Genomic DNA, 10,695 nt, shown 5'->3' with positions numbered 1-10,695 from the left:
TTTAGTTAAGCGTATTGGCAAGCACTTCGAAGATGTCGTCCATTTCTTCCATTTGAAGTCCTTTTAGACTAAAGTCACTGGGAGTCCGTTCGACTTCTTTTTTCTGTACGCAATGTGTAATGATTGACCGGAGATGTTTTTGATAGTTCTCACTCAATTGATGGATGGATTCTTCTCTAAACTGCTCCTCGCTGTAAGTAAACGTGATGAGAAGCTCCCCACCTTCAATTCTTCCTGTAATATTCAAGGCGGTATAAATCTCCGAATCGGGACTCAGATTGTTCTTCCCATCCGCACCGAGCGTGTTGCCTGAACTATAAGGAGAACGGGTAAACAGTTCGCTGTTAAGACCAGAGTCAAATTGACCCAAGTAGTTAAACGTCACTTCGGGTTGCAGGGAAAAGGACAAGGAACTTCGTCTTTCCGGTTCTGTCATATATTTCAAAATTCCATAACCAATGCCTTTATTTGGGATCTTCCTCAGGTTTTCTTTCGTGCATTTGATAAGGTTAGGTAAGTGATTCATTTGACTCACATCTAATAAAACTGGATATTGGGACGTAAACCATCCTATTGTTCTTGTCACGTTAGCGTGTTCGATCACATCCTCGCGCCCGTGCCCTTCCAGATTAATCACGATTTGGTCAAGCCTGCTCCACTCTGCAACAGCTAGCCCCAACGCTGCCAGTAACAAATCATTGATTTCTGTTTGATAAGCAGAATTTGCCTGTTTCAACAATTGTTCGGTTTCCTCTGCTAACAATCCGACCTGTATGTTTCGGGTACTCTTCTGTTTGCAGCCTACCGTTTCATAGTCTTTTGGAAGGGACGCATTCCTAGCTCCAGATTCAAGATTCTCCCAATACGGGATTTCCCTCATCAACGCATCACTATTCGCGTAGTCGTTCAGCCACACTGCCCAATCTTTAAAAGAATCCGTTTTTTCTGGGAGAACGATTTCTTTTCCTGCGAGTACCTGACTGTATGCAGTTGCTAAATCCTCAAACAGAATGCGCCAAGAGATTCCATCCATGACTAAATGATGGATAGCCAGGAATAAATGGTCGCCTTGGAGCGTATGAAACAAGGCTGCCTTTACCAACTGTCCCTCTTGTAAATTCATGCTGCTATGCAAACGTTTCGTTTCTTCTTCGATCGCTTTCTGGACATCCGAATGCGAGGTTAGATCATATTGAAGGAATTGATATAATTCACTACCCAATCCACGATTCTGTTGAACGATACTCCCATTTTCGCGTTGATAGATCATACGGAGCGCATCGTGATGTGAAAGGATTTTATCCAGGGCCTTTCGGATGGCTTCAGGATTAAATCCCTGTTCGCGATACAACACATACGATTGATTCCAATGGGACATATTCGTAAAGTTCTTTTCAAAGAACCAGTGTTGAATCGGCGTTAACGCGACAGGACCTTCGATGATTCCCTGCTCGCTACTCCTCGTCGTACTTTTTACATAGAGAGCAACCTGTGAAATTGTCGGGTAATTCAGTAAATCTTTCGTGTCTAGTTTTCGTTGATAGGCATGCAAACGAGCAGCAACCTGGATCGCTTGAATGGAATCCCCACCAAGTGAGTAAAAATTATCGAGAATCCCAATTTTTTCGATTCCCAATACCTCTTGCCACACGGTTGCGAGAATCTTTTCTGTTTGATTTCTGGGAGGTTCGTATGCAGGATTTGTCTCAGAAGTAACATCCGGTTCTGGCAATGCTTTGCGATCAATTTTGTCATTTGGCGTGAGCGGCATTTTATCCAACTTCACGAAATAGGAAGGAAGCATGTATGCAGGAAGCTTTTGAGCGGCATATTCTCTGATCTGTGCAGGTGTTACTTCCTTTTGCGAAATAAAATAAGCGCACAAATAGGGTTGAGCATGTTGGTCTTCTCTAGCGATTACCACTGCCTCTTTTATTTGTTCATGTTTCAGCAAAACGGACTCGATTTCACCCAACTCAATCCGATGACCTCTGATTTTCACCTGATGGTCGATTCTGCCGAGAAATTCGATTTCTCCAGACGGAAGCCATTTGGCCAGGTCTCCTGTCCTGTACATCTTCTCTCCTGGTACAAACGGATTATCTACAAATTTTTCGGCGGTCAAATCTGGACGATTCCAATATCCTCTGGCTAAGCCTACTCCACCTATGCACAATTCGCCTTCACTGCCAATTGGCTGCAATTGTAGCTCTTCATTGACAATATAAGCGTACGTATTTTGAATCGGTTTACCGATTGGGATCGTTTGGTTGAGAAGCTCATTGGGAGGTGCCTCCCATATTGTCGCGCAAATGCTTGTTTCCGTAGGTCCGTATGCATTCACGTACCTGACTTTGTTTTTCCATCTATTCACTAAAGGGAAGTTGGCAGCTGAACCTGCCGTAATCATGATGCGGAGAGTAGTAATATGATCTGGGTTGAGGTGAGTTAAATAAGTAGGTGGCAACGTGATGATGGTTAATTCATTTTCATTCAAATAGTTTTCAAGACTGATGAAATCATGAATTGTCTGTTTGGAAAGGATATAGAGGCTAGCACCGGTTAATAAAGCCATGAACATTTCCCATACCGATGCGTCAAAAGACATGCTGGCAAACTGTCCAATCCTGTCTGCAGGTGTAACGTCAAACGTATTTTGGAAGAATGATTGCAAATTCGCGATCCCTTTATGCTCCAGCATGGTTCCTTTTGGCTTGCCGGTTGTGCCTGAAGTATAGATGACATACGCCATGTCAGTAGGCTTGCTTGGCAAGTGAAGATTGGAATTTGGGCGAGAATCCAGCTGTTCTTCCTCGAGTACGACTACAGGACCACGGTATCCGACGTCATAAACAAGTTGGCTGACGTTTTTCTGGGTGATGACGATTTTAGTCTGACTGTCTTGCAGAATATATTGAATCCGATCACGGGGATATTCGATATCGATGGGAACATACGCTCCGCCAGCCTTGAGGATGGCCAGAATAGCCGTAACATTTTCAATGGATTTCTCCATCATCACACCGACAATGCTGTCTGTTGTAATTCCTTTTTCGATCAGAGCTCTTGCTAATTGATTGGCCTTCTTGTTGAGCTCCTGGTAAGTTAAGCGCTCATTTTCATAAACGATGGCAACTCGGTGTGGCACAGCTTCTGCTCGTTCCTCGAACAACTGATGAATCGACTTATCCTGTGGATATTCCGCCTTAGTATCATTAAACAAGGCTACTTGTTCTTTTTCCCACTCCAAGTCGATGAGATTGGCCTGATTTGCTAACATATGTCCCCTCCAATTAATTGGCAAACTTTTGTCTATCATGAAGTGTGACAATATCATATGATGGCCAAACAAGTGACAGTTAAGATAAACTTCAGCATCAGCAACATTAAGTATAATGGCCGAATGTAACAAATTATATGGGGTTTTGTATCTTTATTGTAATTTTCACCCATAACTGTATATCTATGGTCATGAACCGATTTTCACCTTCAAATTCTCTAAGATTTTTCAAAGTTTCACAATGGGGATAATTCCCTGTTTGTATTAAAATGTATTCAGGAAAAAAGTCTCTTTCCATTTTTTGGGCAAATGGTGAACACTGGTACTCTAACCGAATGGATACAGAAAATGATTTCTGAAAATAAAACCATCACATCACAATTTTCATACGGTTAGTTTGCGTATCACCCCTTCATAAAAAATTGTCCAGCGAAGTCCTCGTTATGTTCTGCATACATATTCTCGCGTAGCTTAAACTGTTATTCATTATAGCAGAGAGAAATTTTGTGTACAGATAAAAATAGGAATTTTTTGCTAAAAATGTTTATTTTTAAAAAATCTGTGTCTTTCAATCTGAAAGGACCTTAGACCCATCAAACTGCAAATACGATCTCGTGAACTCACGTTTTCGAGAACAAAAAAGGCCCACACCTTGTGTTTCCATCAAAAAGTGTGAACCCTTTTATTGACAATAAGGCTGAGCTCCTTAGGAGGTTTATGCCCTTGCTTACTCTTTTATCACAATGTTCTTCTCCTGCAATCGCTTGTTCGTAGCACTTCTGACCAGCGTATACACGACGGCAAAAGCAGGAATACCAAGCAACATGCCCATGATCCCAAATAGACTTCCGCCCACTAACAAGGCCAGCATGACCCATAAGCCTGCTAATCCGATGGAATTCCCTACGACCTTTGGATAAATAAAGTTACCCTCGATTTGTTGCAGAACAAGAATAAATACAACGAACCAAATTGCTTTTACCGGATCAACCATCAAGATGATAAACGCACTGGGAATAGTCCCGATGTAAGCACCAAAGATCGGAATAATGCTCGTTACCCCAATGATCACACTCACCAGAAGTGCATATGGCATATGGAACATCCACATGCCGACAAAACAGAGAGAACATAGTATCAGTGCCTCGGTGAGCTGACCCGCTATGAAACCACTGAATGCTTTGTTTGTAATTTCACCAATTTCTACAGCTCTGTCCGCCCTCTCTTTTGAGGCGTAGGCATATATCAGTTTTTTGGCGATCATCGTTAACTTTTCCTTACTGAGTAGCAAGTAGACGGACAGCATCAGGCCCATGATAATATCGATAAAGCTGATCGTAAACATTTTCGTGAATTCCAAAATCACCGGAATGGAAGTCAGGAAAAACTGTCCAAACTTGGTCAGACTATCGTTCCACTTCTCCACGAGTGTATTCCACAGATCGCCAGACAAATGAAACTTCGCTGCGATACCATCCACGAAAGCCTTCCATGATTCCATATCATTCGGCAGACTGAAGGCAAGCACGGAAATACTCGAGATCAACTGAGGAACAATAAACCACATCAAAAATGTCAAAAATACCAAAACAGTTGCTAAAGTTAACAAAATAGAAAATGGACGTCTCACTCTCAACCAGATTCGATTGTTTCTCCGGTTGATGGGAGCAAATACTCTCTCTTCATAAAATCTCAATAAAATGTTTAGAATGTAGGCGATGGCGATCCCATAAATGACAGGATCTAATAAATCAAACATGTTAAAGACGAACAACTTGACAGCCGTAAAATTCCAGAACAGAACAAACAAAAGTACGGTGTAAGTCGCGATCATGATGTATTTCTTCATATCTGGCCAGTTTAACCTATCCATCATTCTCTTACAGACTCCTAACGATTGTGTTTTCTAAGGTGACAGGCTTATCCATAACTTTTTTCTATTATATCTTGAATACCCTTCAAAAACCAAAATCGAAAAATAAAACATCATTAAGACTGCATGGAAACGAAAAAACACCCATGCGCGGGTGTTTTGTTATGTCATGTTTTGCTTGTACGCAACTTGTACGCAGCCCGTACCCGTTCGATCTGGGCAAGATGGGCGCGAACGTGCTCAACCCGATATTCGAGCAACTCTTTAAAGGTGAACCGCCCTGCATCTGCATAAACCCCTACACGCTCATATTGATCGCGGGTTAATGTCTCCAGAATCGGTTGCATGCTACAGCGGAGCATTTGGAATAAGAGTAGGTACTGCTCGCGGTCCAACAGATCGTATGCCAAGTTATTCACCCAAGCAAGCTGATCAAACGAGATCAAGAGTGGCTCTTCCTCTGCCAAAACTTTTTTCAACCGATGTGTAGACAAAATTTCGGAATCCGTTACATGGATAAGGATTTGATGAATACTCCATTTGTCTGGTGCCGGCTTGAAGCGAAGCTCTTCCTCGCTTAAGCCTTCGATTGCTTCTCGAAGCATGTTGTATCCACGTGCGTACTCTTCCATCAATGCTTCCACCTTTGTCCCCTCCTTGACTATACAGATGCTTTCCTGTGATGACGAAACGTTTTTCACATGAATGTAAGCTGCACGTATCAATTCCCGATCTCGTTTGCCGTGTAGCCAGTGATAAAGTGGGATACTGAAAAGGATGAAGGCAACCATCCCGATGAAAATTGTCCGGTATCCTGTATACGGTACGATAAATCCGAGCAGATAGGGCCCGATTCCTAAACCTAGATCATACAAAATGTAGTAAGTTGAGGTTGCTAATCCAAAGCGATGCGGAGCTGTCACCTTCACAGCTACCGTTTGGGCAATAGAGTTAAAGTTACCGAAGCCCACTCCAATCAATACGGCAGATAGCAGCAACATCCAAGAAGTTGAGGCTTGACTGAATAAAAGCATCCCGAGAGCAAATAGCACCAGGCTGGGGTATGTCACGATGTTCGCCCCTCTTGCGTCCATTAGTTTTCCTGAGAATGGTCGCGAGAGGATAATGACAATGGCATACACCAAGAAGAAATAACTGGATGCTGAGGAGAGATTCATTTCTTCCGCATAAAACGATAGAAATGACAAGACACCTGAATAGCTGAAGCCGATTAATAAAGCAATGAATGAAATCGGAAATGCTTTCGGTTCGATGAATTTCGAAAGCACAGAACCTTTTGCTTCCTCTTTCACACTCACGGAAGGAAGTGGAATATTGATTTTTGCCATGGCATAAAACATTAAACAAATCAGGGAAAACACGACATTCATCGTAAAGATCCAGGTGAAACCATCTTCAAGCCGCAATAAAATCATGCCGAGAAAAGGTCCAATCGCAGTGGCTAAAATCGCACTTAAACTATAATAGCCAATCCCCTCACCCTTGCGAGACGCTGGCAGGATTTGGGCAATAATGGTACCTGTTGCTGTACTGGCAATACCAACGGCAATCCCTTGCAGTAATCGATTTACCAGTAGCAAAGTAATATGGACAGCAAAAAATCCTAACCCAATCCAAAGCGTTTTTTTCGTACCAATATGACTAATGGCTCTACCAGTGAGCAGTCGGCCAATCAAAGCTCCAATGATAAAGATACTGGAAACCAATCCGGCTGAACTGGTTGAAGCGTGAAATTCAGTTTTAGCATACGATGCAATCGTTACCATTAGCAAGAAAAACATAAGTGTCAAAAGAAAATTGATGAAAGAAACAATGACGAACTCTTTTGTCCAAAGCCAATCCTTTTTCACTGCTCACCCTCTTCTCTTTGGGTAATAGCCGGCTTCTCTACTTGCCAATAATTGGCGACGTCGCTAAAAGTAGCAGGACCGTTATTTTTGAGATACCGAATTAACGCCCATTGCGTGTTTTTCTTGCTGCTTGAGAAGGTCTAAAATCTTATGGGTTACCTTGTGGCTTTTTCCGCGCCCATTCGTCTAACCTATATCATCAATACAAAAGGAGAAAATCATGCTGGTAAAAAGGTTTTTCGCTATTTACTTCTTATTATTGCTTTTCTTCGTACTTTATTTTCCAATACCTACGCTTGCAAAGGAATCCTCCTTTCAAAATCCGTATTATGTGTTTAGCTGGGATGAGGCAGGCAATGTCCGCATTACCGATTTGGGAAAAAACGAAATTCTCTCTTCCATTCAGTACCAAGCGGAATATGGCACGATCTATAATGCACTAACTCCTTCCCTTCCGAAAGGAGCCAATCAAATATCGTTGGATCAAAGTCCACCATTTCAACCAGGGGCGGCCATCGAGATTCGCTCCGAATCGTTTGGCGGCAGAATGAATGCTCCGCTTGTCCATCAGGCTAAAGTGACTGCCGTCCGTGGAAATGTCGTTTATTTCTCTCCTGCTACGACGAAAGTCATTGACCGGAACATATTTATCAAAAGAGCCAGCCAATGGGTTCGCAAATGGGATGACGTACAGGTGGAACAACAGGAGACGGCTACTGGCAGCACAGTTATCGTCACCGGTCAAACTCCGATTTCAATAGTTACAGCACAATATGAATTGCAAAAAAATAGCCCTGCCATCGATGTCACCGTAAAAACCCGCTACAAGCGGGAGGCAAAGGTTTTTCGAGAGGCGTTCACCTTGCAATTCAAGCCAAAAGTAACAGAGGTATACCGGAAGAACCGGAAAGTGGACACACAAAAATTCCAAGCTTCTTACTGGCTCGATCACCAAGGTGCGAAATTTGGTCATGGGAAGCAAGCAGCTTTTTTATACCATACCCCCAACGTATCGTCACTTGAATTGAATACGACGCAAAAACAGCTCATCGTGAATCTGGATCACATGAACGATCACAGATACGTGCAGCAAGGCTCTACGAATCAAGTCGGAAAAGTCCGACACGCTTCCGAATATCGTGCAAACGATGAACGGACGAATTCCTTCTCGCTGGTAGTTGGGTATCAACCGAAGCTCATGCCGCGATTTATGAGTCAGCCTTCTGGTTTTTTGGCGACGCACGTATGGACAGAGCATGCTGACGAGCAGACGATACAATCGAATCGGGCTGTTTATTTCGGCTCCGAGAAAATTACATCGTCGGCACAAGCGACAGGCGGTTTTGTCAAACACCGGATTCCGGTTACGAAAAGCGTGTTTTACTCGAATCCGTATTTTCAAGCGAAATCGCCTGTCAATGTCGCCATTCAGCAAAGCCCTGAATTTTTGCAGTTTCTGGATGATCTGAATCGGAACGGTAATGATATCGGTCTACATACCCTCTATCCATACGAAATAAGGCACTACCAAAAAACTACGGAAGATGCCTTGCAGGTAATGAAAGATCACTTCCAGAGCAGTACATGGATTGACCATGGGTATCTGAAGTCCAGCTTTGCGTTTAACGCGCTCGACATCCACACTGCGAATTACTTGGCGCATCAATGGAAAAAATACGGCACATCGTATTTTTGGCACTACAGTTCAGAAGATATCGCCAATCCAAACAATGGCCTTGATTTGTACCAAACCCAAAGAGGCGACGCTCTGCGCACCCCTCTCTATTGGTCGCATCCGACTGTCACCGGCCCGTTTTATTCATGGTCGGCTGCCACCATTCCGGAAGATACACTGTATCTGTATCGAGAACAAAATCTCCAGCAGCTCATTCAAAATCGTGGGGTTTTTATCAACCATACCTACTTGGCAAGAATTCCGTCCAATAAGAAAGGCGGGAAATTTGTCATTCGGGATGCCAAAGGAAACTGGATCATTCATCCTGATTTTGACCGCTTGTTGAAGCGAATGGACACGCTGCGCGATCAAGGCAAATTGCATTTGACAACCGTACGTGAAATCATGGATTATTGGCTCGCTCTCTCTCAAGTCAGAATCGAATATGCACCAAACGGCTCTATTGTTCTGCACAATGATGGCAAGCGCAAGATTTCTGGTCTTTCCATGGCGACAAAAGCTACGGAAGTCTATGTGAATGGGATGAAGCCGTCGCAAAAGAAAACAGATGGCGATCTTATCTTTTGGTTCGATCTGGAGCCGAATGCAGTTGCTGTTATTGCTGCGAACAAAGTGGATAGTATTGCACTCCCGAAATAAAATTAAAAGCTTCCCTAGCGGTTCTAGGGAAGCTTCTTATTTCTTCATCTATTGAGACAATTTTACCAAGCTGTAGTTTTTCTTGCCTTTGCGGATAATGATGAAGCGGCCGCCGATAGCGAGACTTGGCGTTACTTCCAGTTCCAGATCAGTAACACGCTCGCCATTCATGGAGATAGCTCCTTTTGTAATATCCTCACGTGCTTGACGCTTGGATGGCTCAATGCCGATCTCAACGAGCCAGTCGACAATGTTCTTCGTTTCGAGGGTAGATTCGTACGTCGGCATTTCTTTGAAGCCTTGCTCGATCTCATCTGCCGACAGCGATTTAATATCACCAGTAAACAAAGCAGCTGTAATGCGTTTCGCCTGCTCAAGCAATTCCTCGCCGTGCACAAATCTCGTCATTTCCTCAGCCAGCGCTTTTTGCGCCTCGCGTTTATGTGGCTCAGTCTGTACTTTTTCAGCCAGTTCTTCGATTTGCTCTTTGGAGAGGAACGTAAAGTATTTCAAGTATTTCACAACATCGCGGTCGTCGGTATTCGCCCAGAATTGGTAGAATTCGAATGGTGTTGTCTTGTTTGGATCGAGCCAGATGGCTCCTCCTGCTGTCTTCCCGAATTTCGTTCCATCTGCCTTCAGCATCAGAGGAATCGTGAGACCGAATGCTTTTGCTTCTGGCCCTTCTTTTTTGCGAATCAGATCGAGACCGCTCGTAATGTTGCCCCATTGGTCGGAACCGCCGATTTGCAGCTGAACATCTTCATGTTTGTACAGATGCAGGTAATCCAGCGATTGCAGAATTTGATAGGAAAACTCCGTAAACGAAATGCCGCTCTCCAGTCTGCTCGACACGACATCCTTGGCAAGCATCGTATTGATGCTGAAGTTTTTCCCGTAATCTCGCAAAAATTCAATGACATTAATTTTGTGCGTCCAGTCGTAGTTGTTCACCAAACGGATTTGGTTGTCTCCTTCTGTAATGAACAGCTTTTTCATCTGTGCAGTGAGTTTTTCGACGTTCTCCTGTATTTGTTCAAGTGTTTGCAAAGAGCGCTCAGATTGACGGCCGCTCGGATCGCCAATTGTACCTGTTGCACCACCGATCAAAATGACCGGACGATGACCAGCGAGCTGGAAGCGTTTCAGTACCATGAAAGGAATCAAGTGACCGATATGCATGCTGTCACCTGTTGGATCTACACCACAATATAACGAGACTGCTTTTTCATTCGTTAATTCTCGCAGCCCTTCTGCATCTGTTTGCTGATTGACGGCTTCGCGCCATTCGAGTTCGTCGATAATATTCACTGCCATACACTCCTTCAATCTCCTA

At 43.6% G+C, this 10,695-nt stretch carries 5 protein-coding genes and 1 pseudogene; 1 reads left to right on the top strand and 5 read right to left on the bottom strand.

Going from position 1 to position 10,695, the window contains the following annotated elements; translation table 11 throughout:
* Nucleotide 1 precedes the first annotated feature (1 nt).
* From tycA to FB479_RS13400, 4 genes and pseudogenes are all read right to left on the bottom strand, one after another.
* A complete protein-coding gene (gene tycA / locus FB479_RS13410; protein ID WP_142065591.1) occupies nt 2-3,280 on the bottom strand; it encodes a tyrocidine non-ribosomal peptide synthetase TycA in 3,279 nt (1,092 codons plus the stop codon).
* A 727-nt stretch (nt 3,281-4,007) separates the two neighbouring features.
* The gene (locus FB479_RS13405; protein ID WP_142065590.1) at nt 4,008-5,156 is read right to left on the bottom strand and encodes an AI-2E family transporter; all 1,149 of its coding nucleotides are present in this window, start codon (nt 5,154-5,156) and stop codon (nt 4,008-4,010) included.
* A gap of 164 nt (nt 5,157-5,320) precedes the next feature.
* A complete protein-coding gene (locus tag FB479_RS30955) occupies nt 5,321-5,785 on the bottom strand; it encodes a DinB family protein (protein ID WP_255438393.1) in 465 nt (154 codons plus the stop codon).
* A gap of 81 nt (nt 5,786-5,866) precedes the next feature.
* Nucleotides 5,867-7,024 (bottom strand): annotated as a pseudogene (locus tag FB479_RS13400) (MFS transporter); the annotation flags it as partial.
* 220 nt (nt 7,025-7,244) lie between these two features.
* On the opposite strand from FB479_RS13400, the gene FB479_RS13390 reads away from it, so the two are divergent.
* On the top strand, nt 7,245-9,359 hold the full coding sequence (locus FB479_RS13390) for a hypothetical protein (protein WP_142065589.1): 2,115 nt from the start codon (nt 7,245-7,247) through the stop codon (nt 9,357-9,359).
* Nucleotides 9,360-9,407: 48 nt separating this feature from the next.
* Here FB479_RS13390 and tyrS read toward each other — a convergent pair whose 3' ends face one another.
* A complete protein-coding gene (gene tyrS / locus FB479_RS13385; RefSeq protein ID WP_483297511.1) occupies nt 9,408-10,676 on the bottom strand; it encodes a tyrosine--tRNA ligase in 1,269 nt (422 codons plus the stop codon).
* Nucleotides 10,677-10,695: the final 19 nt, after the last annotated feature.

The sequence above is a fragment of the Brevibacillus sp. AG162 genome (genome assembly GCF_006715575.1).
Classification (GTDB): domain Bacteria; phylum Bacillota; class Bacilli; order Brevibacillales; family Brevibacillaceae; genus Brevibacillus; species Brevibacillus brevis.
This window is presented reverse-complemented; position numbering and strand designations above follow the sequence as displayed.